We start from the raw sequence: 21441 nt of genomic DNA, 5'->3' as shown, positions 1-21441 counted from the left end.
ATGGGCGGAGGTCGGCGCGGTGCCCCGGGGCGCCGTGCCGTGAGTCGACCGCCCGGTGTGGGGGACGTATGGCACAGGCCGCCGATGCGGCGCGGACCGTCATCATGACCGTGGACGACGATCCGGGGGTCTCCCGGGCCGTGGCCCGGGACCTGAGGCGGCGGTACGGCGCGTCGTACCGGATCGTGCGCGCGGAGTCCGGCGAGTCCGCGCTCGACGCGCTGCGGGAGCTGAAGCTGCGCGGCGACCTCGTGGCCGTGATCCTGGCCGACTACCGGATGCCGCAGATGAACGGCATCGAGTTCCTCGAACAGGCCCTGGACGTCTACCCGGGCGCCCGGCGGGTGCTGCTGACGGCGTACGCCGACACGAACGCGGCGATCGACGCGATCAACGTCGTCGACCTCGACCACTACCTGCTCAAGCCGTGGGACCCGCCCGAGGAGAAGCTCTACCCGGTCCTGGACGATCTGCTCCGGGCGTGGCGGGCCGGCGACCACCGGCCCGTGCCCAGCACGAAGGTCGTCGGGCACCGCTGGTCGGCGCGCTCCTCGGACGTGCGGGAGTTCCTGGCCCGCAACCAGGTGCCGTACCGCTGGTACTCCTCCGACGAGCCGGAGGGGCGGCGGCTGCTGGCCGCGGCCGGTGAGGACGGGATGCGGCTGCCGGTGGTGATCACGCCGGACGGGACACCGCTGGTGGAGCCGGAGGCCGTCGACCTCGCCGCCCGGGTCGGGCTGGCGACGACCCCGACGGCCGAGTTCTACGACCTGGTCGTGATCGGCGGCGGTCCGGCCGGGCTCGGCGCGGCGGTCTACGGCGCCTCCGAAGGGCTGCGGACCGTGCTGGTGGAGCGGTCGGCGACCGGCGGGCAGGCGGGCCAGAGCTCGCGCATCGAGAACTACCTGGGCTTCCCCGACGGCGTGTCGGGGGCCCAGCTCACCGACCGGGCGCGGCGGCAGGCGACGAAGTTCGGCGCCGAGATCCTCACCGCGCGCGAGGTGACCGCCCTGGAGGTCAACGGCGCCGCCCGGATCGTCCGGTTCTCCGACGGCTCGGCGGTCGCCGCGCACAGCGTGATCCTGGCGACCGGCGTGTCCTACCGGCAGCTGGCAGCGCCCGGCTGCGAGGCCCTGACCGGGTGCGGGGTGTTCTACGGCTCGGCCCTGACGGAGGCTCCCTCCTGCCAGGGACAGGACGTGTACATCGTCGGCGGCGCCAACTCCGCCGGGCAGGCGGCGATGTACCTGTCCCGGGCCGCCAAGTCGGTGACACTGCTGGTACGCGGCGAGTCGCTGGCGGCGTCGATGTCGCACTACCTCATCCAGCAGATCGAGGAGTCCCCGAACATCCAGGTGCGCGCCCGCACGGTCGTCGAGGAAGCACACGGCGACGGTCACCTGGAGCGGCTGACGCTGCGGGACGCGGACACCGGCGAGACGGAACAGGTCGACGCGCAGTGGGTGTTCGTGTTCATCGGCGCGGCCCCGCTGACCGACTGGCTGGACGGCACGGTGCTGCGGGACGAACGCGGATTCATTCTCGCCGGACCCGACCTGACGCCCGACGGCCGCCCGCCGGAGGGCTGGGAGCTGGACCGGCCTCCGTACCACCTGGAGACCAATGTGCCCGGCGTGTTCGTGGCGGGTGACGCCCGCTCCGAGTCCGCCAAGCGGGTCGCGTCCGCCGTCGGAGAGGGAGCCATGGCCGTGATGCTCGTCCACCGGTATCTGGAGCAGTCGTGAGCGGGCAGCCCCTGCCGTGCGCCCCGCAGGAGATCGGCTCGCTGTTCCTGTTCGAGAAGCTGACCCCCGAGCAGCTGGGACGGCTGTGCGCCGAGGGGCGCGTGGAGCAGTTCGAGCCCGGCCCCGTGTACACCGAGGGCGAACCCGCCACCTGCTTCTACGTGATGCTGGAGGGCACGGTCGTGCTGTACCGCCGGGTCGGCGGCGACGACGTGGAGGTGACCCGGACCTCCCAGCGCGGGGTGTACGCGGGGTCCATGCAGGCCTATCTGGGCGACCGGGTCCGGCAGGTCTACAACAACTCCATGCGCGTCACCGAGCCGACGCGGTTCTTCGTGCTGCCCGCCGACACCTTCGCGGGCATCATGCAGGAGTGGTTCCCGATGGCGGTGCATCTGCTGGAGGGGCTGTTCTTCGGTTCGAAGAACACCCAGCGGGCCATCGGGCAGCGCGAACGACTGCTGGCGCTCGGCTCGTTGTCCGCCGGCCTCACCCACGAGCTCAACAACCCCGCGGCGGCTGCCGTACGGGCGACCGCGACGCTGCGGGAGCGGGTGGGCAAGATGCGGCACAAGCTGGCGGTCATCGCGCAGGGTTCGTACTCCCCCGAGGTCATGGCGAACCTCATCGACCTCCAGGAACGCACCGCCGAGCGGGTCGCCAAGGCACCGACGCTGAGTCCGCTGGAGGCCTCCGACCGCGAGGACGCGCTCACCGACTGGCTCGACGACCACGGCATCCCGGACGGCTGGCGGATCGCGCCGGCCTTCGTCCAGGCCGGTCTCGACGAGGACTGGCTGGACCAGGTCGCGGCGGCGGTGGACGAGGAACTCCTGCCGAGCGCCGTCGGGTGGCTCAACTACACCGTCGAGACCGAGCTGTTGATGGACGAGATCAACGACTCCACCGCGCGCATCTCGCATCTCGTCGACGCGGCCAAGCAGTACTCCCAGCTCGACCGGGCGCCCTTCCAGAACGCCGATGTGCACGAACTCCTCGACAGCACCCTGCTGATGCTGTCGGCCAAGACCGGCCGGCAGATCAAGGTCGTCAAGGACTACGACCGGACGCTGCCGAGGATCCCGGCGTACCCGGCGGAACTCAACCAGGTGTGGACGAACCTGATCGACAACGCGGTCTCGGCGATGAACAGCGCGGGCGGGGAAGGGACGTTGACCGTACGGACGGCCCGGGACCACGACCGGCTGCTGGTGGAGTTCCGGGACACGGGCGTCGGTATCCCGGCGGAGGACCGGGGGCGGATCTTCGACCCGTTCTTCACGACGAAGCCGGTGGGTGAGGGGACCGGGCTCGGGCTCGACATCTCCTGGCGGATCGTGGTCAACAAGCATCACGGCAGCATTCAGGTGGAGTCGGAGCCCGGGGACACGCGGTTCCAGGTGCTGCTTCCGCTGACAGCGGTCGAGGAGGAGTCGGCATGAGTGGTGAGAACGGGATCGACCCGGGTGCTGCGCCGAGCGGCAGCGGGTGCGCGGAGTGCGAGGCGGCCGGCGGGTGGTGGTTCCACCTCCGGCGGTGTGCGCAGTGCGGGCACGTGGGGTGCTGCGACAGTTCGCCCGCGAAGCACGCGACGGCTCATTTCAGGGAGTCGGGGCATCCGTTGGTGCAGAGCTTCGAGCCGGGTGAGGGCTGGTACTGGGACTACTCGACGAACGAGTTGTACGAGTCGGGGCCGGAGCTGGCCGCGCCGGTGAGTCATCCCGCGGATCAGCCGGTGCCGGGGCCTGCGGGGCGGGTGCCGGATGATTGGGCGAGGGTTTTGCGAGCCTAGGAGCTCGGGAGCTTCTGTTTGGTGGCGGCTGCGGGTTGTCGGGGGTTGATCGCGCAGTTCCCCGCGCCCCTGAAAAGAGAAGGTTGGTTCTGTGCCGCAGGCTTCATCTGACACGCCCGTTGTCGGGAGGGATGCCGAACTCACGCGGCTTTCCGGGATGCTGGAGCGTGCGCGCGGAGGTGAGGCGCGGGCCGTACTGATTGCCGGGGACGCCGGAGTGGGCAAGACCCGGGTTCTGGATGAGGTCGGGGGGCGGGCCGCCGCTTCAGGCATGACCGTGGTCACCGGGCATTGCGTGGATCTCGGTGACGTCGGGCTGCCCTATCTGCCGTTCACCGAGATCCTGGGCCTGCTCGCCGCCGACGAGCGGTTCGCTTCCGCCCTGGCCGCCCATCCCGTGGTCGAGCGGCTGCTGGGGGCCGGGAGCGATTCCGCGCGGGACGTCGACGGGCGGCTGCGGCTGTTCGAGGGGATGGCGGGCCTGCTGGCCGATGTGGCGGATGTCGCGCCGCTGTTGCTCGTGCTGGAGGATCTGCACTGGGCCGACCAGTCGTCGCGGGATCTGCTGCGGTTCCTGCTCGGCCGGGGTGTTCTGCGGCACCGGCTGGCGGTGTTCGCCTCGTACCGGGCGGACGACCTGCACCGTCGCCATCCGCTGCGGCCGCTGCTCGCGGAGCTGATACGGCTGCCCGCCGTGGAGCGGCTGGAACTGCGGCCGCTGGGCGATTCCGATGTGGCCCGGCTGGTGCGTCAGCTCGAACGGCGTCCGCTGGCGGAGGCCACGGTGAGGCGGATCGTGGAGCGGGCCGAGGGGAACGCCTTCTACGCGGAGGAGTTGCTCGCGGCGACGGACACGGAGTCCGGCGGGGTGCCCAGCGGGCTCGCCGACGTGCTGCTGATCCGCTTCGAGCAGCTGTCCGACACCGCGCAGCAAGTGTTGCGGACCGCGGCCGTCGCCGGGCGCCGGGTGGAACACGAGCTGCTGCGGGAGGCGGTCGGGCTTCCCGAGGAGGAGCTGGAGTCGGCGCTGCGCGAGGCGGTGGGGCGGCAACTGCTCGTCGCCGGGGGCGACGACACCTACTCCTTCCGGCACGCCCTCGCCCGTGAGGCCGTCTACGCCGATCTGCTCCCCGGGGAGCGGGCGCGGCTGCACGGCGCGTTCGCCCGGCTGCTCGCCGGGCAGGGCCGGGCCGCGGAGAGCGCCGCCGAGCGTGCCCACCACTACCGGGAGAGCCACGACCTCGCCGAGGCGCTGACCGCCTCCCTGGAAGCCGCCGACCACGCCCAGCGGGTGGGCGCGCCGGCCGAGGAGCAGCGGCATCTCGAAGCGGCCCTCGACCTGTGGCCGGCGGTGGGTGCCGAGGCGCGGCCCTCGGGTGGGGGTGTGGACCGTGTGACCCTGACCTTGCGGGCCTCGGCGGCCGCCGCGCACGCCGGGGAGCTGCACCGGGCGGTCTCCCTCGCGCGGTCCGCGCTGGCGGAGCTCGGCCAGGACGCCGACTCCGAACTCGCCGCCCGGGTCCGCTACACCCTCGCCGGGAACCTGTTGAGCGTGGACAGCCTGACGGCGGCGTTCGCCTACAGCAGCGAGGCCCTGGCGATGATCCCTGAGGATCCGCCGTCGCGTACGTGGGTGTGGGCGGCGGCCACGCACGCCATGGCCGCACGCCACGTCGGAGGGAACGAGACCGCGCTGCGGCTCGCCCGGAGGGCCCTGAGCGTGGCCGAGGAACTGCGGATGGCCGACGCCCAGGCGGACCTGCTGATCTCCCTGGCCGTCTTCGACGGAGGCGGGCGGCGCGGCCCCGAGGGCCGTGAGCGGCTGCTGCGGGCCCGGGAGCTGGCCCGGAGTTCGGGCAACGCGGCCGTGGAACTGCGTGCCCTGTTCAACCTCGCCATGGGCTACTACGAGTCCGGTGCGCTGGCGGAGTGCGTGCCCTGGCTGACGGAAGGCCTGGACCGGGCCCGGCGCGCCGGGCTGCTGTCGTCCCCGTATCCGCTGGAGATGCGGTACCTGCGGCTGGTGGTGCTCCATGTGCTGGGCCGCTGGGACGAGTGTGTGCGGGCTGCGGCGGCCGATGCCGAGCTGCTGCCGGCCGCCGGCGCGTACACGGTCGGTCCCGCGCTGTATGTCGCCCTGGCGCGGGGCGACATGACGGCCGCCGACCGGGCGCGTGCCCTGCTGGAGGGGCCCTTCGACTGGATGGCCACCCTGGTCGCGGGCATCGTGCTCACCGACGCCGCGGCGCTGCGCCGTGATCCCGGGGACGCGGTGCGGTGGACGCGGTCCACGGTCGCGGCCCTCACCGACGAGGCGGGGGCCCGCCCGGACGTCGCGGTCCGGCTCGCCGCCCTGGCGTTGTCAGCGGTGGCCGACGCGGCCGCCGAGCCCCGGTCGGCCGGCGACGAGGCGACGACCCGCCGCTGGACGGACACCGCGGCCGAACTGGTGGAACTGGCGCGAGCCACCGCCACCCACGCCGAGCACGGCACTCCGCAGGGCCCCGAGGGGCAGGCGTGGCTGGCCCGTGCCGAGGCGGAGTGGATCCGAGTCGTCTCGGGGCCGGACGCCGCGGCCTGGTCTCAGGCGCTGACGGCGTTCGGCTTCGGCGACGTCTACGAGGAGGCACGCTGCCGGCTGCGGTACGCCGAGGCCCTGGTCGCGGCCGGGCGTCGCGAGGAGGCGGCCGCCGAGGCCCGCGAGGTCCGGGAGACCGCCGACCGCCTCGGCGCCACACCGCTGCGGGAGCAGGTGGACGCCCTGGTCCGGCGCGGTCGCCTGGCGGACACGCCGGACGCCGACGAACGCGCCGGGGTGCTCACCGCACGCGAGCAGGAGGTGCTGCGGCTGCTCGCGCTCGGCCGGAGCAACCGGCAGATCGGCGAGGAGCTGTTCATCACCGGCAAGACGGCGAGCGTCCACGTCTCCAACATCCTCGCCAAGCTGGGCGCGTCGAGCCGTGGCGAGGCGGTGGCCATCGCCTACCGGGAGGGTCTGATCACCCCGGAGCCGTCGGCGTCCGGCTGACGACCCGCCCAGCCGGGCGGCGTCATGCGGGCTAACGGCTTCCGCAGTCGAGGCCCTCGAGATCGACGGCGTCGGCCATCGCCTGCATCCCCTTGTCGTTGGGGTGCAGGTGGTCGCCGCCGTCGAAGCCGGGGAGGATCCGCTCGGGGTCGTGAGGGCTGCGCAGGACACGGTCGAAGTCGGTGACCGCGTCGAACTCCCCGCTGCTGCGGATGAAGGTGTTGACCTCCTGGCGCACGGCTTCCCCGGCGGGGTCCCATTCCCGCCAGCCCTTGTAGGGGGCGATCGTGGAGGCGACGACGCACTTCCCGGCCGCGTGCACCCGTTCGGCCAGCGTGCGGTACCCGGCGATGAGCTGGTCGGCCGTGGCGCCGGGCTCAACCTTGATGTCGTTGACGCCCTGGAAGAGGAACACCGTGCGCAGGCCGGGCAGCGAGAGGACGTCCCGCGACAGGCGGTTCAGGGCGCTCTGTCCGGGGCCGTCGGTGAGGACCTTGTTGCCCGCGATGCCCGCGTTGGCCACTCCCTCGACGGACGTCGCGGGGGATGTGCGCAGCCGGCGGGCCAGGTAGTCGGGCCAGCGGCGGTCGAGGTCGGTGGTGGACTGCCAGCCGTCGGTGATCGAGTCGCCGAGTGCGGCCACGGCGCCCGCCGCGGGCCTGGGCCGCACGGTGACGGCGTCGAGGTAGAACCAGGAGCCGGTCCGCTGCGCCCAGTTGGCACCGCTCTCCTCCGCGGTGTGGTCGCCGGCGGTGGTGTACGACGTCTGCATCGCCATCCAGTGCCCGGTGAGCACTCCTCCCGCCCGGGGGACGTAGAGGCTGACCACGAGCTTGCTCGCGGCGGGGACGTGGCCGGGCAGCGGGTCGCTGTAGACGATGCCGCCGGCGGGGACCGTGACGGAGCGCGCGCCGCCGAAGGTCAGGCGCCGGTTGCTGCCGGGGACGAGTGCGGCTCCGTCACGCTGGAGACCCGCGTGGACGTTGCCGAACGTCACCGGCTGGTCCCCGAAGGCGTTGGACAGCCGCACCCTGAGGCCGGTGCCGCCGACGCTGGTGTGCACGACCAGCCGGTAGCCGCGGCCGTCGACCGCCTCGCCGATGCGGTCGGCGGAGGAGGCCCAGGTGACCACGCCGTACCCGGTCCCCGTCGGCGCGCCGGCCGGCGGGTCCGGCTCGTCCCCCTGGGGTGCGCCGCCGGAACCGCAGCCCAGCGACAGGCAGCAGGAGAGGGCGGCCAGGGCGGTGCGGCCGCGGGGGCGGGCGGTGCGTGGCATCGAGGGCGCTCCTTCGGCCGGTGTGCACGGGCGGGCGGTGTCAGGGGGCGAGATCCCGCAGCGTCGCGGAGCCACCGGGAGCGAGTCGGACACTCCGTGCCGTCCCGGCGTACGACACGGTAGTGGTGCGGCCCCCGACGCCGTGCAGGGTGGCCTCGGCGGGTCTGCCGTCCACTCGTCTGGTCACCCGGGCACGGGCCGTCCGACGCCAGGGGCATCACCCGTGCCCAGGGGCTGACGTGGGAACCCCCGCGCCGCCACGGCCGTTGTCCGGGCATCCGCGTCCCCACGGGGAGGCCGGTACGACGACAGCAGGGGGGCGTGATGGACGAGTTGGTCCCCGGTGGCAATCTGCCGCTTCCGGGCGGGGCGGTGACCGTCCGGGTGCCCGGACCGTTCGACGTGTCCGCGCTCGTCACGGACGACGGCGGAAAGGTGCGGGACGACGGCGACTTCGTCTTCTACAACCAGCCGGCCACGCCGGGAGCGACGCTCCGGGGTGACGCGCTCACCGTGGACCCGGCGAGGCTGCGTGCCGGCGCCACCCGGGTCACCGTCGCCGTCAGCCCCGCCGAGCCCGGAACCGCCCTCGGTCGCCTGCCCTCCCCCACGCTGCACGTCACCGACGCGGGAGACCGCCCGCTCGCCCGGTTCACCCCGCCGCATCCCCGCCAGGAGACGGTCCTGCTGCTCGCGGAGCTCTACCGGCGCGGCGACCGCTGGAAGCTGCGGGCCCTGGGCCAGGGGTACGCCGACGGACTGGCGGGACTCGCCAGGGACTTCGGCGTCGACGTCGTGGACGACCCGCCCGCGACCGGGCCGGACTCGCAGGCAGCCGGTGGGCCGGCCGCACGCCCGCGCTCCCCCGGCGGCGGCGCGCGGCGAACGGCCCACGCCCCCACCCACGCGCCGACACCGCCCCGGGCCGCGTTGCGCCTGACCGGGAGCGCAACCGGCGCCGGCCCCTCCCCCGGCCCCGCTGCCTCCGTAGCGTCCGCCCCCGACCCGGACGGCTTCACCGCCCTGGTCAACTCCGCCCGTACCGCCGTCGGTTCACCACCGGTCTCGCTCGACCCGCGGCTCGTGTCCGCGGCGCGGGCCCACGCCGCCGCCATGGCCGCGTCCGGACGCCTCGGTGTCGAGAGCCGGGACGGCGTCTCCGTCTACCGGCGGGTCGTCGGCGCCGGGTACGCGTACCTCACCGTCGGCGAGCACCTGGTGTCCGGCCCGCGCAGCACAGCCGAGTTCGTCGCGTACTGCCTGCGCACGGACGGAGCCCGCCGCGTCCTGCACGAACCGGCTTTCACCCACGCCGGAGTGGCCCACGTCCACGACGGGCCCACCGACGACACGTACTGGACGGCGCTCTGGGCGAGGCCCCTCACACCGGACGGGCTGGCGGGTGCGGCGGCGGCCGTCACCGACCTCACCAACCGGGAGCGCGCCCGGGCCGGGCTCCCGCCCCTGGCCGCCGATCCCCTGCTCACCGCCGCCGCCCAGGCGCACAGCGCGGACATGGTGGCCCGCGCCTTCTACTCGCACACCGCGCCCGACGGCAGCCGGCCCTGGGACAGGGCAGCGGCCGCGGGCTCCACCCGGCTCTCCATCGGAGAGAACATAGCCTGCGGCCAGCGCTCCCCCGCCGAAGTGGTGGAGGGCTGGATGAACAGCCCGGGCCACCGGGCCAACATCCTCAAGCCCGGCTTCACGCACCTCGGGGTCGGCTTCGCGGGCGGCGGCAGGGCGGGAACGTACTGGACGCAACTCTTCGGCGGCTGACACCGCACCACCGCGCGCCCTGCCGTCACCTGCCCCGATCTTGGCGGAGGGGAATGCTCCGGGCGAGGATGCGCGTATGAAGGGTGACCTCTTTTCCAGCAGGCACATGGCGCAGCCGGCCGTCGCACCGGGTATGACGGTCGAGAACGCCAAGTGCCTCCGCTACACGGTGAACGGCGAGATGCTCGCCCGACAGGGCGCGATGATCGCCTACCGCGGCAACCTCCAGTTCGAGCGCAAGGGCCAGGGCGTGGGCGGCATGCTCAAGCGCGCGGTCACCGGGGAGGGACTTCCGCTGATGGCCGTACGCGGACAGGGCGAGGCCTGGTTCGCCCATGAAGCGCAGAACTGCTTCATCGTCGAAGTCGAACCCGGCGACGAGTTCACGGTCAACGGCCGTAACGTCCTGTGCTTCGACGCCACGTTGTCCTACCGCATCGCGACCGTGAAGGGCGCCGGCATCACCGGCGGCGGCCTGTTCAACAGCGTCTTCACGGGGCACGGCCGACTGGGCCTGGTGTGCGAGGGCAATCCGCTGGTCATCCCGGTCTCGCCGCAGTATCCGGTGTACGTCGACACCGACGCGGTCGTCGGCTGGACGGCGGGCCTCCAGACCTCTCTGCACCGTTCCCAGTCCGTCGGCTCGATGCTGCGCGGCGGCTCCGGGGAGGCCGTGCAACTGGCGCTCCAGGGCGAGGGACACGTCGTCGTGCGGCCGAGCGAGGCGACACCGCAGAAGGCCGGTCAGCACTGAACTTCGATCCCGAAGAGGCTGTGGTCGAGGGGGAATGCCTTCTCGCCGGGTGCAGCTTCGCGGAACTCTTCGAGGCTGGCGAGCCTCCTTCCGTCGCCGACCAGATCCCGACGGACGCCGCGGGGGCGGTACGCACCAGGACCATGGTTCGTCGGACATGACACCTCCCGCAGGGCTCGGCCGGAGATCGGGCCGCGGAACGACGTCGCACGAGGGCCCGCCGAAACCGGCGGGCCCTCGTGCGAACCGAACTCTCCGCGCCGGGATCAGGCACCGCTCTCCGTCAGGTGAGCCAGCTGCCCGCCGCGCACTCGGAAGCGGTGACCCACCGGTGAGACCCGATGCGGTCGTTCACCACCTGCCCGGGCCTGTTGTAAAAGTAGTTGTCCGTGAGGTTGTCGGCCCACTTCTCTCCCGGAGCGAGGCAGACATATCCGTTCTGATACTGGTAGTCCTTGTCGTAGTAGAAGGCGACGACGTCCCTGCCCCCGACGAACCCGCTGTTCATCACGGAGGACGCCACTATGTTGGCGGGCCTCTGAAACGCGCCGACGTCATCACCCCAGCTCCGATCATCTCCCGGCGTCACGCCGAGAGGCCGATCCCCGTTACAGCCCCAGTCCACCCAGGCCCGCACATTGCCATCACGGCCCGGCCATCTCGCCGCGCAGAGGTTGTCGTCTGCCGCGGCGGCAGAGGTGGTCGGTGCCATGAGCCCGAGGGATGCCAGGGCGATGACGATGGCGGCTGTGCCTGATCTGCGCATGACGTACTCCTTGCTGTCTCCGCCTCTGGTGAGGCATGCGGTTACACGAACGGGTCGCGGAGGTGATGGGTGGTCAGGCCCGAGGGCCGACGATCTCCTTGGCACGGTCGAGCGCTTGGTGCTGCAACCGGAAATACGTGTCCAGGGCTTCCCCGTAGCGGTCGCGCAGCTGAGCGACGTAGTGGCTCTCGCGCTCCTCGCCGATGGAGCGAAGGCCGGTGTCCTTGGCGCAGGTGGCGTCGGCCACGGCGAGCTTCCGCTCGGCCTCGAAGACCTTGGGCTCGGCCGCCCGGTCGGACTGTGCGACGGCCGACTGGCGGGAGGCACCCGGGTCCTCGTAGTCGTAGCCAGACCGCTTCATACACCGCGACCAGGCGTTCTGCGCTGCCGAGAACCGCTGGTCGGCCAGTACCCGGGGCACGTAGAGCGCGCGGAGATGCCCGGCGGTCTTCTCCGTGCGGAACCACTCCCGGGGATCCCCGTACAGCTTCTTCTCGGATTCGGCCACGCAACCCCCCATCTGTTTGCGCACGCTCCCGCCACCGGGGATCTCGACGGTCATGACCGGCACGTCGACCCCGCCGTCCAGAGCCTCGTCGTAGGCCTGGCGCCGCTGCTCGGAGAGCCGCTTGCGGTAGGCGAGGTTGGGGTTGGCAGCCCGGGCGGCGGCATCCTTGGCCTGGAGGCGGCTGCCGTACCCGTACTTGCGGGCCCAGGCGACATCGTCCAGCACATAGCCGAGCGTGCGGCTTTCCTCCAGGCTGAGCCGCGCGGCCTCCCAGAACTCGAAACCCTGGCGTCTCATGCACGCGCCGATCAGCCGTTGCTGTGCGTCCGAGATGCGCAGCTGCTCGGCATCGGTCAGTTGCCGGGCTCCTCCGGTTGACGGAGGCCCCGCTTTCGCCGGAGGGTGCTCGGCGCTGTCACAGCCGGTGATGACGGCCGACACAAGGAGCAGGCTGATCACTGCCTTGCGCATGACGTCCTCTCGCGTTGGGTGTGAACGAGGAAGCGGGGAGGGGCAGAGACAGGAACAGCGGGGAGCGCGTGCGGAGGGATCCTCTGCGAGATCGGGCTGTTCCTCGTTGACAGAGATGGTGCTCACAGGAACCTAGAGGGCCGCCGGCCCCAACCGGCCCTGACAGGTGTCAGGGCCCGCAGCGAGTCCGATCATCTTCGACGAACTGGGCTCGCGCGGAGAACTGGACCGGTCGCACTGGGCGATCGCGGTCACCCGCAGCTGGGTACTCCCTATGAACCGGCGCCATGTTCGCGCCCAAGACGGTCCCACGGGCCACAACGCCCATTGCCGACCGGCAGGATCGGCCGTAGCCGTTCCCTCTCGGCATCAGTCGGATCGCCCCGCCCCATGCGCACATCCACGCCCCGGACACGGGGCGGTCACGTCATCGCCCGGAAAAGGCCCAGAGGAGACCCCCACGGTGATCTGCGCCTCACAGGCAACCCCGTCCGGGCGGTCGACGTCTTGATCCGCAGCAGGTGATGCCCTGGCACTAGGTGGCCAGGGCAGAATTCCACCTTTCTATACACTCTATGTATACGCACTGTGTATACATGGTGCGTATACGGACCGAAAGGCATCGATGTACGGCAAGGCATTCGCCCCGGAGTACCAGGGCGCGCTCACCACCCTCTCCGTCAACTCCTCCCTGACCGACGTCCTGGCCGCCGGCACCGAGCAGTTGAGGGCGGCCGAGCGCGCGGGGAAGCCCGGGGAGGCGGCGCGTTCCGGACTGGCGGTGGCCGAGGCGCACCGCCGGCTGGGCCGGGTCGAGGACGCGGACCGGGCGTGGAAGGCGAGTTACCGGGCCGCCCGCCGGGCCGGGGACGTCGCGGCGATGGCCTGGGCGCTGTGGAGCGGCGGCACGCTGGCCCGGCAGCGCGGGGCGTTCCGGCTGGCCCGCCGGCTGCTCCAGCTCGCGGCGGACCTGGGCGAACGGGGCGGGGACATCGTCGTACGCGGCTACTCGCTGGCGGGTCTGGCGGAGACCGGACGCATCCAGGGCGACTACGAGGCCGTCGGCCGGCTGCACGAGCAGCTGCTCGCCGAGGCCCGGCGGCGCGGGGAGGCGCGGCACACGGTGTGGGCGCTGGAGGGCATCGCGCAGATGCACCGCAACACCGGCGACTACGACACCGCGTACGCCCTGTTCGAGGAGTCCGCCGAGATCGCCGCGCGCGCCGACGACCGGCGCGGTCACGCCTGGGCGTTGCGCGGTCTGGCCGACGTCGTGTCGGTGCGGGACGGGGACACCGGGCGGGCGCTGGAGCTGCTGAGCGAGGCGGAGACGACGTGCCGAGCGATGCGGCTGTCCAGCGCGCTGGCCTACAACCACAAGATGCGCGGCAACGTCCTGTACCGGGCCGGGCGTTACGCCGAGGCGCGCGCCCTGTACGAGCAGGCCCTCGCGGAGTTCCGCGAGATGAGCGAGCCGCGCGGAGAGGCGCTGTCGCGGCTGGGCCTCGCCAAGTCCCTGGCCCGGCTGGGCCGCGACCGCGCCGAGACGGCGGCCGAACTGTCCGAGCTCGCCGGCACGCTGGAGCGGATCGGCCTCCAGCACTCCCGCGAGATGGTGGCTCGCGCGTACGACGAACTCGGCATACCGGACGCCGGGCTCGTCGAGGCGAGGCCGGCGGCGGAGGTGGCACGGTGACGTCCTCCTCCACGGCGGTAGATGCGGCCCGGCGCGCCGGGGGCGGGCATGACGAGGGGCAGGAGCACGTGGACGGCCGCCGGGCGGGCGGCCCTCATGCGGCCGGCCTTCGAGCGACCGACCTTCATGCGGGCAGCCTGATCCACGCGGGTCGGCTCGGCCCCTCGGACGATGTCGACCGCGCTGCCGGCCCCGGCAATGCAGGCGGCGCCAGCCGCACGGGCGACTCCAGGCAGCCAGGCACCCTCGGCCAGGCAGTCGTCCCCAGCCGCTCGGTCGCTGCCGACCACGCACGCGCTTCCCACGACACGGGCGCTTCCGGCCACCCATACGTCTCCAGCCCCTCGGGCAGTTCCGACCACGCGAGCGCCCCCGGCCACGCACCGGGCTCCCACCCCTCACGCGGCCCCGGCCACTCGGCCGCGCCCGACCCCCTTGCCGGCCCCCACCAGATCCTCCACCGCTGCCGCACCCTCGTACGCCCCGCCCTCGCCGAAGCCGTCGGGCGGCTGCACCCCTGGGTCGGTGAGATGGCCGCCTACTCCTTCGGCTGGTGCGAGGTGGGCGGTGCCGCGGCCGCCGCCCCGGGCGGCAAGGGCGTACGGCAGGCGCTCGCGGTGCTCGGTGCCGAGGCGGCCGGTGCGTCCGGGCGGGACGGGGTGGCAGCGGCGGTCGCGGTGGAGCTGGTGCACGCCTTCTCCCTGCTGCACGACGACATCATGGACGGTGACGCGGACCGGCGCCGTCGCCCGGCCGTGTGGAAGGCCTACGGCACGGGTCCCGCGGTCCTGGCGGGCGACGCCCTGTTCGCGCTGGCCGTCGAGACGCTCGCCGTGCAGCCGGGCGGTGCCGCGGCCGTGCGGACGCTGTCCGTGGCGCTGGGCGACCTGGTGCGCGGGCAGGCGGACGACCTGCTGTTCGCCGACCGCCCCTGGACCGGACCGGAGCGGGTCCGGCCGGACGAGTACCGGGCGATGGCCGAGCACAAGACGGGCTCTCTGCTGGGCTGCGCGGCCGCGCTGGGTGCCGTGCTCGGCGGTGCCGCTCCCGAGACGGCCGCCGCACTCGACCGGGTGGGCCGGCACCTCGGGATCGCCTTCCAGATCGTCGACGACGTGCTGGGCATCTGGGGCGATCCGCAGGTCACCGGCAAGCCGGTCCACGGTGATCTGCGGGAGCGCAAGAAGACGTTCCCGGTGCTGGTCGCGCTCGGCTCGGCGCGAGGCGACCGGCTCGCCGCGCTCCTGGAGGCAGGCGACGATCCCGGTGCGGCGGCGGAGCTGATCGAGCGGGCGGGCGCCCGTGCGGCGGCCATGACGGAGGCCCGGCGTCACCTCGCCGCCGTCGACACGGCGCTCGCCGGGGTGCCGCTGGAGGCGAGAGCCCTCGGTGAACTGCGGTCGCTGCTGGGCTTCCTGGTACGGCGCGACGTCTGAGCCGACCGCGCTCGGGAATCCGTCGGCGAATTCATCGGAGGGGTGTCGAGTTCAGCCGGTGGACACCTTCGCATTTACCGTCGGTTACCAGCAGGCCGGCCGGGGATTGGGGAATCCGCGGGCCGCGGAGAAGAATTCTCCGCGGCCGCGGCGACAGCCTCCGCGGCCCCGGGCGACCGAGGTGAGCCGCTCCCGAGCCCGCGAAAGACCGTTTTCTCTCGCACACTTGACCCCCTCTCTTGAATAAAAGACAAGAATGAACCCGGAGTTGCGATCCAGTTGAACGCAACACGGTCCATGCCCCGTACCTCTGGAAAAGGTGAGAGCCAGATTTCCAGCGAGGGATGGCCATGGGCAGGGCGCACGTCTCCACACACCAGTTGGTGGCCGGCCGGTACCGGCTGCTCGAGATCATCCAGCGCGAGACCAACCGCATCTGCTGGTACGCCGAGGACATCGGTGCCGGCGAGGTCTCCCGCCCGTGTCTCGTCACGCAGATCGGGCTCCCGGACGACACCTACGAGACCGAGCGCCGGACCGCCGGCCGCCTGCTGCGCACGTCCGAACGCATGGCGCTGCTGTGCCCCGGCCGGATCGCCACGGTCATCGACGCCATCGAGGACGCCGGCACCCTGTGGACGGTCACCGAGTGGATCGACGGCACCCCGCTCGGCGAACTCCTCTCGGAGCAGGGCACGTTCAACTACGTGCGGGCCGCCCGTATCGGCCTGGAGGTGCTCGACGTGCTGGACGCCGCGCACGCCGAGGGCGTCACGCACGGCGAGCTCAGCCCCGGCCAGGTGTTCGTACGCGAGGACCAATCAGTCGTCGTCACCGGCTACGGTCTGGTCGGCGCGACCCTCGCGCCCCGGCTCACGGCACCCGCGTTCGCCTCCCCGGAGCAGGCCCGCGACCAGCACATCGGGCCCGTGGCCGATCTGTGGGCGCTCGGGGCGATCCTCTACACGATGGTCGAGGGCCGCCCGCCCTTCCGGGACCGGGGCCGGCCGGAGAACACCCTGAAGGCCGTGGACCGGCTGCCGCTGCGCACGCCGGTGCGTGCCGGGCCGCTCACGCAGGTCGTGCAGGGGCTGCTCCGCAAGGACGCGCGGGAACGGCTCACCCGCCCGGTGGTCCGGGAGGCACTGACCCGCGCGCTCAGCGAGGACCCGGAAGCGGCCATGGGGGCGGTGCCCGCGCCGAGGCTGCGCGGCGCGTACGCCGCGATGCGGCCGGGGGGTCCGGCGTGGAGCAGACGGACCATGGTCGCCGGCACCACCCTGGCCGTGGTCACCGTCGCGGTCGCCGTACTCGCCGCGACCCAGGGGCTGCCCGGCGGCGACTCGGGCAGCGACGCGGCGGAGTCCCCGGCCCGGCCACCGGCCTCCGCCGCCACACCGGGCGAGGGCACCGGCGGCGGCAGCCCCGAGCCGTCCGAGCCACCCGGCAAGTCCGGCTCCGCCTCCCCCACGCCCTCTCCGTCGTCCCCCGAACCCAAGCCCACCCCCACCCCGACGCCCACGCCGTCCGCCCCGGGCACGGGCCTGCCGCCCGGTTTCCGGACCTACCGCGCGCCGGAGGGCTTCTCCGTCGCGCTCCCCGCGGGCTGGGAGCCACTGGACACCGATCGCCAGGGCGATCTGCGGTACCGCGTGACCTTCGGTGCCGACGGTGACGACCGCACGCTGGCCGTCACCTACAGCAAACGCGTGGGCCCGGATCCCGTGGCCGTGTGGCGGGACGAAGTCGAACCCAACCTGGAGCAGTCCGGCGACTACCGGCGCATCGGCGAGATCCGCGCCACGACGTACCAGGGACGCGAGGCCGCCGACATGGAGTGGACGGCGGACGTCGACGGCACCCGGGTGCACACCTTCGGCCGGGGCTTCCTGCTGGGCGAGGGCCGGAGCTTCTCGCTGCGCTGGACGACCCCGGACGACGACTGGGAGGACAAGGCGAACCAGGAGGCGCTGCGGACCTTGCTGAAGACGTTCCGGCCGGGTTCAGACTGAGCCGCGCGGGGCGCGCAGGGAGGTGAGCCGACCGCCGCCGAGAGGCCGCGTGCGCCAGGTCGCGGTGAGCGTACGGTCCGCGAGGGAGCACGTCAGCGCGAGGCGGTGCGGGGTCTCCAGGAAGGCCACCTCCACGGCCAGCGTGCCGGAGTCCGTCCATCCGCCGCTCACCGCGGTCGGGAGCGGCTTCTCCGCCACCGTCCAGCTCTCCGCCGCGATCCGCAGGTCCAGCCGGTTCTCGCCCTCGGTGAGCGCGAGCGTCCAGCCGCCGTCCGCGCCCGGTACGAGCCCGGCCGACAGAGCGGGACCGCCCCTCTCGGAGGTCCTGAACTCGGCGGCCGCCCATTCCTCCGCCCGGTCCGGCGGTGCCGGCCTGCCCGGTGCGGGCGGCAGCGCCAGCCCGGCGAGGCGCTCCCGCAGGGCCTCGTCCGCGGCGTCCCTCCCTGACAGCGGCTCGGGTCCGAAGGCGGGCAGCAGGTGCCGCCAGACGAGGTTGAGGTAGTCCTGCATCCGTTCGGTCGCCGCGGTCGTCGCGATCACCACGTCGTGCTCGGGCAGCACCAGGCAGAACTGGCCGTACGCGCCGTCGCCCCGGTAGCCGTGCCGGGAGGTCCAGAACTGGTAGCCGTAGCCCCGGTCCCAGTCCTGCCGCTCCGCGTCACCCATGGCTCCGGCGGTCGGTATCCGCGGGCGCGTGGCCCGGGCCACCCATCCTTCGGGCAGCAGCCGCTCGCCCTCCCACACCCCGTCGCGCAGGTAGAGCTCGCCGAGCCGGGCGACGGCGTCGGTGGTGGCGTGCAGACCGCTGTAGCCGATCTCGCGGCCGGCGCGGTCCCGCTGCCAGAACACCTCTCCGATGCCGAGCGGGTCCAGCAGCCGCGGGCGCAGATACGCGGTGAGCGGCTGCCCGGTCACCCGCTGGACGATCGCGGCGAGGGTGTAGGTGGCCGGCTGGTTGTAGGCGAAGACGGTGCCCGGATCGCGGTCCGGCGGCAGCAGCAGGAACCCGCGCACGGGCTCCTCCTTGTCCAGCCCGTAGACCTCGTCGACGGTCTCCCGCTCGTGGCCGCTCGACATGGACGCCACGTGCCGTACGAGCATGGCCCGGCTGCGCGGGTCGGTGATCTCGGCCTCGAGCTCCGGGAAGTACGAGATCACCGGCGCGTCGAAGTCGAGCAGTCCCTCCGCCTCGGCCAGGGCGGCGGCCGTCCCGGTGAAGCTCTTGCTGAGCGAATACAGCAGGTGGGGGCGGTCGGGGGTGTACGGCGCCCACCAGCCGGAGGCGATCAGCCTGCCGTGCCGCATGATCATCAGGCTGTGCGGCTCGATCTCGGGGGCCGCTTCGAGGGCGTCGAGGAAGGCGTGGACGCCGGACGCGTCGACGCCCTGGGCGGCGGGGCTGTCCGCAGGCAGAGAGGAGGCACTCATGGGGGCATCCTGCCCCCGCCGGGGGACCTTGATCGAGCAGTTTTCACGCCCGTTGTCAGGGGACCCGGCGGTTATGGTGCAAATCGGATACACGATGATGACCGAGCAGGCCGGCCCCCGAGAGCTCGTCGACCATGTGGTTCGGGCCGAGGAGGCGGGCTTTGACTTCTCGGTGACCTCCGACCACTACTTCCCGTGGCTGCGCTCGCAGGGACACTCGCCCTACGCCTGGGCGGTGCTCGGTGCGGCTGCCCAGGCCACGTCACGTATCCCGCTGATGACGTACGTGACGTGCCCGACGTTCCGCTACCACCCGGCGGTGGTGGCGCAGAAGGCGGCGACGGTCCAGTTGCTGTCCGAGGGCCGGTTCCGGCTGGGGCTCGGCTCCGGCGAGAACCTCAACGAGCACGTGGTGGGCGGCGGCTGGCCGTCCGTCGACGTCCGGCACGAGATGTTCGAGGAGGCCGTGGAGATCATCCGCGCCCTCTTCAAGGGCGGCCACGTCAACCATCGCGGCACGCACTTCGACGTGGAGTCGGCCCGGCTGTGGGACCTGCCGGACGAGGCGCCGCCCATCGGCATCGCCGTCTCCGGGGAGCGGTCGTGCGAACTCGCGGGCCGGCTGGGCGATCTGGTGATCGCCACGGAGCCCAAGGCGGGGCTGCTGGAGGCGTTCGACCGGCACGGCGGCGAGGGCAAGCCCCGCGTGGGCCAGTTGCCGGTCTGCTACGACCCCGACCGGGATACGGCCATCAAGCGGGCCCACTCCCAGTTCCGCTGGTTCGGCAGCGGCTGGAAGGTCAACTCGGAGCTGCCGCATCCGGATTCCTTCGAGGCGGCGACCCAGTTCGTCACCCCCGACGATGTCGCCGACTCCATCCCGTGCGGCGACGACCCGGACGCGTTCGTCGAGGCCGTCCGCCCGTACGCCGAGGCCGGTTTCACCGAGATCGCCCTGGTCCAGATCGGGGGCGAGTCGCAGCCGGCGTATCTGGACTGGTCGGAGAAGACCCTGCTGCCGGCCCTGCGCGACGCGTTCGGCTGAGGTCCTCCCCCGTCCGGGCCGACCCGGGCCATGGGCACGTATAGGCTGCCGACCTGCACATACTCAACCGGCCAGCCTATTCAGGAGAGTCGTCCGTGACCCTAGCGATCACCCCGCCCGAAACCTCCCCGGCGCCCGTCTGCGAACCGATCGCGCGGGACGCGCGGGAGTTCGGGGCGTACGCCCGGACCGGAGGGTGGGCCTTCGGGCTGAAGGTGGCGCGCAGCGTGCGGCCCGGCGGGCAGGGATCGGACGAGACGCCGAAGGTGTCGGCGAAGGGGTTCGCGGAACTCGCCGGGTGCTCCCCCGAGCGGGTCATGCGCTACTACAAGGCGTGGGACCGGGCGGCCGACGACGGGCTGGTCCCGCATTTCGAGGCCCTGACGCCGGGGCAGGAAGTGGACCTTCCGGACGCCGACGTGTGGCTGAGCTACTACGTCTCCCGCTCCGGCGCCACCTCCGAGCGCGGCACCGCCATCGCCGAGGCCGCCGAGGCGGAGGGCATCCGGCCCACGAAGGCGCTGGAGGTCGCGGAGAACCCCACCGCTCTGCGCGCCGCGATCCTCGCCGACCCCGCCACCGCCCGCGCGGCACGCCAGGCCCTGCTGGACCGCGTCCGGGAGGACCCGGAGCTCCAGTCCGAGCTGGCCCGTGACGTCGTACGCACGGACGAGCTGAAGAAGGCCGTCGCCGGCGAGAGCAGGGCGGCGGACCGGATCGGATACGTGCGCCAGATCGCCGAGTCGGGGCAGATCAAGACGCCCGCCGGGCAGACCGTGGACGCGCCGGCCGACCTCCGGCAGGAGGCCGAGCGGCACCTGTCGCTCATCGACGAGCTGGACGAGGACGAGGACGCCGGCGAGTGGGCCGCCGAGGCGTACGACACCATGAAGTCCCTCGTCGTCGAGACCGTCGAGACCGACCCGGCGCTGCGGGTGCGGGAGCGGCGCACGAAGTTCTACAGCAGCCTCCAGAAGGCGACCAAGGTGTTCGAGGAGCTGACCTTCGACGACGCCGGGGAGTTCTACGAGGACGACATGGTCCAGCGCCTGGAGGAGCTCCAGCGGGCCGTGGCCGTGTGCATCGAGTCCCTGCGCGGTGCCCGCGGGAATCACCCGGAGGGCTGAGCATCTTGTGCGTGTGGGGGGTACTAGAGGGCTCTACGTCGGTTGGTTCTTCCGGAGGCCCTCTCGTGAACTCCTTCGTGCACAAGACCCTGGTGGTGCAGCTCCAGGCGGGTGACACGGACCGTTTCTCCGTGCTCGCCCACCTGAGCTACGACGCCGCGGACCCGTTCGCCGTCACTGTGGTCTTCAGCCACGACGGCCGTGTCCTCGCCCGCTGGCAGCTGGACCGCGAGATGCTCGGCGAGGGGCTGCGGCGTCCGGTCGGGGTGGGGGACGTGCGGATGCGTCCCGAGTCGCTGGGCATGTGGCAGGAGCTGCGCATGGAGTTCCTCGGTGACGCCCGCCCCGACGGCGGCCGTCACCACGCGGTGGTGTTCGCGTGGGCACCGGCGTTCGCGGCGTTCCTGCGCGAGACCCACGAAGTGGTCCCGCCGGGCCGCGAGGAAGTCAGCGTCGACGACTTCCTGGCGAACGTCATCGCCGGGGGCTGACCAGGGGCGTTTCCCGCTGACGAACCTGCCGTGCTGTCCGCCGCCCGCCCACGCCGTGGTGCTGATGGCGGACACCACCGCAGGCCG

At 72.7% G+C, this 21441-nt stretch carries 16 protein-coding genes; 12 read left to right on the top strand and 4 right to left on the bottom strand.

Annotation, left to right across the window (positions count from 1 at the left end):
- Window positions 1–68 precede the first annotated feature (68 nt).
- The 4 genes from ABFX81_RS35830 (at window position 69) to ABFX81_RS35815 (ending at window position 6565) form a co-directional block, all read left to right on the top strand.
- Complete coding sequence (locus ABFX81_RS35830) at window positions 69–1745, top strand: FAD-dependent oxidoreductase (RefSeq protein WP_086849883.1); 1677 nt, start codon at window positions 69–71, stop codon at window positions 1743–1745.
- Window positions 1742–3187, top strand: coding sequence for an ATP-binding protein (locus tag ABFX81_RS35825; RefSeq protein WP_086849881.1), 1446 nt, complete (start codon window positions 1742–1744; stop codon window positions 3185–3187). Before ABFX81_RS35830 ends, ABFX81_RS35825 begins: the two co-directional genes overlap by 4 nt.
- Window positions 3184–3537, top strand: coding sequence for a UBP-type zinc finger domain-containing protein (locus tag ABFX81_RS35820; RefSeq protein ID WP_086849879.1), 354 nt, complete (start codon window positions 3184–3186; stop codon window positions 3535–3537). Before ABFX81_RS35825 ends, ABFX81_RS35820 begins: the two co-directional genes overlap by 4 nt.
- A gap of 91 nt (window positions 3538–3628) precedes the next feature.
- On the top strand, window positions 3629–6565 hold the full coding sequence (locus ABFX81_RS35815; protein WP_086849877.1) for an AAA family ATPase: 2937 nt from the start codon (window positions 3629–3631) through the stop codon (window positions 6563–6565).
- A 31-nt stretch (window positions 6566–6596) separates the two neighbouring features.
- Here ABFX81_RS35815 and ABFX81_RS35810 read toward each other — a convergent pair whose 3' ends face one another.
- Complete coding sequence (locus tag ABFX81_RS35810; RefSeq protein ID WP_086849875.1) at window positions 6597–7841, bottom strand: GDSL-type esterase/lipase family protein; 1245 nt, start codon at window positions 7839–7841, stop codon at window positions 6597–6599.
- A gap of 324 nt (window positions 7842–8165) precedes the next feature.
- On the opposite strand from ABFX81_RS35810, the gene ABFX81_RS35805 reads away from it, so the two are divergent.
- The gene (locus ABFX81_RS35805; RefSeq protein WP_346139235.1) at window positions 8166–9620 is read left to right on the top strand and encodes a CAP domain-containing protein; all 1455 of its coding nucleotides are present in this window, start codon (window positions 8166–8168) and stop codon (window positions 9618–9620) included.
- A 76-nt stretch (window positions 9621–9696) separates the two neighbouring features.
- Window positions 9697–10374, top strand: coding sequence for an AIM24 family protein (locus ABFX81_RS35800; protein WP_086855300.1), 678 nt, complete (start codon window positions 9697–9699; stop codon window positions 10372–10374).
- Between the two features lie 283 nt (window positions 10375–10657).
- Here the strand turns inward: ABFX81_RS35800 and ABFX81_RS35795 are convergent, their stop codons facing one another.
- Together ABFX81_RS35795 and ABFX81_RS35790 are read right to left on the bottom strand one after the other, a co-directional pair.
- Window positions 10658–11140: a hypothetical protein gene (locus tag ABFX81_RS35795; protein ID WP_086855301.1), complete on the bottom strand. Its 483-nt coding sequence runs from the start codon at window positions 11138–11140 to the stop codon at window positions 10658–10660.
- A gap of 73 nt (window positions 11141–11213) precedes the next feature.
- A complete protein-coding gene (locus ABFX81_RS35790) occupies window positions 11214–12119 on the bottom strand; it encodes a hypothetical protein (protein ID WP_086855302.1) in 906 nt (301 codons plus the stop codon).
- Between the two features lie 625 nt (window positions 12120–12744).
- Between ABFX81_RS35790 and ABFX81_RS35785 the strand changes: the two genes are divergently transcribed.
- The 3 genes from ABFX81_RS35785 to ABFX81_RS35775 all read left to right on the top strand — a co-directional run bounded on the left by ABFX81_RS35785 (window position 12745) and on the right by ABFX81_RS35775 (window position 17263).
- A complete protein-coding gene (locus tag ABFX81_RS35785; protein WP_086855303.1) occupies window positions 12745–13815 on the top strand; it encodes a tetratricopeptide repeat protein in 1071 nt (356 codons plus the stop codon).
- 530 nt (window positions 13816–14345) lie between these two features.
- Entirely contained in the window at window positions 14346–15251 is a 906-nt protein-coding gene (locus ABFX81_RS35780; protein WP_428837247.1) for a polyprenyl synthetase family protein, read from the top strand.
- A 350-nt stretch (window positions 15252–15601) separates the two neighbouring features.
- Complete coding sequence (locus tag ABFX81_RS35775; RefSeq protein ID WP_346139233.1) at window positions 15602–17263, top strand: serine/threonine protein kinase; 1662 nt, start codon at window positions 15602–15604, stop codon at window positions 17261–17263.
- Here the strand turns inward: ABFX81_RS35775 and ABFX81_RS35770 are convergent.
- The gene (locus tag ABFX81_RS35770; RefSeq protein ID WP_086848722.1) at window positions 17255–18691 is read right to left on the bottom strand and encodes a serine hydrolase; all 1437 of its coding nucleotides are present in this window, start codon (window positions 18689–18691) and stop codon (window positions 17255–17257) included. The two genes, ABFX81_RS35775 and ABFX81_RS35770, sit on opposite strands and share 9 nt — an antisense overlap.
- A gap of 73 nt (window positions 18692–18764) precedes the next feature.
- On the opposite strand from ABFX81_RS35770, the gene ABFX81_RS35765 reads away from it, so the two are divergent.
- The 3 genes from ABFX81_RS35765 to ABFX81_RS35755 all read left to right on the top strand — a co-directional run bounded on the left by ABFX81_RS35765 (window position 18765) and on the right by ABFX81_RS35755 (window position 21354).
- Window positions 18765–19736, top strand: coding sequence for a TIGR03557 family F420-dependent LLM class oxidoreductase (locus tag ABFX81_RS35765; RefSeq protein ID WP_086848723.1), 972 nt, complete (start codon window positions 18765–18767; stop codon window positions 19734–19736).
- A gap of 95 nt (window positions 19737–19831) precedes the next feature.
- Window positions 19832–20863 carry a hypothetical protein gene (locus tag ABFX81_RS35760; RefSeq protein WP_346139232.1) on the top strand — a complete coding sequence of 344 codons (1032 nt, stop codon included), beginning with the start codon at window positions 19832–19834 and terminating at the stop codon, window positions 20861–20863.
- 65 nt (window positions 20864–20928) lie between these two features.
- Window positions 20929–21354, top strand: coding sequence for an SsgA family sporulation/cell division regulator (locus ABFX81_RS35755; RefSeq protein WP_086848725.1), 426 nt, complete (start codon window positions 20929–20931; stop codon window positions 21352–21354).
- Window positions 21355–21441: the final 87 nt, after the last annotated feature.

Source organism: Streptomyces coeruleofuscus, assembly GCF_039532725.1.
GTDB classification, from domain to species: Bacteria; Actinomycetota; Actinomycetes; order Streptomycetales; family Streptomycetaceae; genus Streptomyces; species Streptomyces coeruleofuscus.
Note: the sequence above shows the minus strand (reverse complement) of the source record. Positions and strands in the feature narration are given on the sequence as shown.

What these genes read in the sequence shown, in the direction of transcription:
- ABFX81_RS35775 (WP_346139233.1), top strand. Translation starts at nt 15,602, where the DNA reads ATGGGCAGGGCGCACGTCTCCACACACCAGTTGGTGGCCGGCCGGTAC.
- ABFX81_RS35770 (WP_086848722.1), bottom strand. Translation starts at nt 18,691, where the DNA reads ATGAGTGCCTCCTCTCTGCCTGCGGACAGCCCCGCCGCCCAGGGCGTC.
- ABFX81_RS35800 (WP_086855300.1), top strand. Translation starts at nt 9,697, where the DNA reads ATGAAGGGTGACCTCTTTTCCAGCAGGCACATGGCGCAGCCGGCCGTC.
- ABFX81_RS35795 (WP_086855301.1), bottom strand. Translation starts at nt 11,140, where the DNA reads ATGCGCAGATCAGGCACAGCCGCCATCGTCATCGCCCTGGCATCCCTC.
- ABFX81_RS35820 (WP_086849879.1), top strand. Translation starts at nt 3,184, where the DNA reads ATGAGTGGTGAGAACGGGATCGACCCGGGTGCTGCGCCGAGCGGCAGC.
- ABFX81_RS35805 (WP_346139235.1), top strand. Translation starts at nt 8,166, where the DNA reads ATGGACGAGTTGGTCCCCGGTGGCAATCTGCCGCTTCCGGGCGGGGCG.
- ABFX81_RS35765 (WP_086848723.1), top strand. Translation starts at nt 18,765, where the DNA reads ATGGTGCAAATCGGATACACGATGATGACCGAGCAGGCCGGCCCCCGA.
- ABFX81_RS35830 (WP_086849883.1), top strand. Translation starts at nt 69, where the DNA reads ATGGCACAGGCCGCCGATGCGGCGCGGACCGTCATCATGACCGTGGAC.
- ABFX81_RS35790 (WP_086855302.1), bottom strand. Translation starts at nt 12,119, where the DNA reads ATGCGCAAGGCAGTGATCAGCCTGCTCCTTGTGTCGGCCGTCATCACC.
- ABFX81_RS35780 (WP_428837247.1), top strand. Translation starts at nt 14,346, where the DNA reads ATGGCCGCCTACTCCTTCGGCTGGTGCGAGGTGGGCGGTGCCGCGGCC.
- ABFX81_RS35810 (WP_086849875.1), bottom strand. Translation starts at nt 7,841, where the DNA reads ATGCCACGCACCGCCCGCCCCCGCGGCCGCACCGCCCTGGCCGCCCTC.
- ABFX81_RS35785 (WP_086855303.1), top strand. Translation starts at nt 12,745, where the DNA reads ATGTACGGCAAGGCATTCGCCCCGGAGTACCAGGGCGCGCTCACCACC.